Origin of the sequence: Actinomyces sp. oral taxon 170 str. F0386 (genome assembly GCF_000195595.1) — a bacterium.
In the GTDB taxonomy this organism is placed as follows: Bacteria; Actinomycetota; Actinomycetes; order Actinomycetales; family Actinomycetaceae; genus Actinomyces.
The window spans coordinates 1-765 of the sequence record NZ_GL882578.1 but is presented as its reverse complement, the minus strand read 5'-3'; the positions used below and the strand labels follow the sequence as shown (position 1 = coordinate 765).

Below are 765 nucleotides of genomic sequence, written 5' to 3'. Positions count from 1 at the left end.
CGCGGTCGCGCGCGGTGAGCTGCTCAGCCGGGTGACCAATGACGTCGACAACGTGGCCAACACCCTTCAGCAGTCCCTGTCCAGTGCGCTGACCTCGATCCTCACGGTGGTGGGCGTGCTGGGGATGATGTTCTCCATCTCCTGGCGCCTGGCGCTGGTGGCGCTGGTCATCTTCCCGCTCATGGGTGTGGTCTTCGCCGGTATCGGGCCGCGCTCGCAGAAGGCCTTCACCAGTCAGTGGGCGTGCACCGGGCGGATCAACACCCGGGTGGAGGAGTCCTTCTCCGGACACGCCCTGGTCCAGGTCTACGGGCGCACCGAGGCGGTGCGTGAGGCCTTCGCCGCCGAGAACGAGGAGCTCTACGCCGCCTCGCTGCGAGCGCAGTTCCTCTCCGGGATCATGATGCCGGTCATGCTGGTCATCGGGAACCTCAACTACGTGGCCATTGCGGTGGTCGGCGGCGCCATGGTCGCCTCCGGGTCACTGCGCCTGGGCGATGTGCAGGCCTTCATCCAGTACTCCCAGCAGTTCTCCCAGCCCCTGGGCCAGCTCGGTGGCATGGCCACGGCCGTGCAGTCCGGTACCGCCAGCGCCGAGCGGATCTTCGAGCTGCTCGACGCCGACGAGGAACCGTCCGACGACGTCACCCCGGAGGGCGCCGGCCGGGATTCGGCGGCCGGCCCCGGTGGGCAGGCGGGTCCGGGTGTTATCGAGATGGAGCACGTGCGCTTCTTCTACAGCCCGGAGGTCGAGCTCATCGGTGA

At 68.2% G+C, this 765-nt stretch carries 1 protein-coding gene; it reads left to right on the top strand.

All coding sequences use genetic code 11. The features are described 5' to 3' along the window. Nucleotides 1-765 (top strand): ABC transporter ATP-binding protein (locus HMPREF9056_RS12980; RefSeq protein ID WP_009405404.1); only part of this gene is annotated, 765 nt, incomplete at both ends.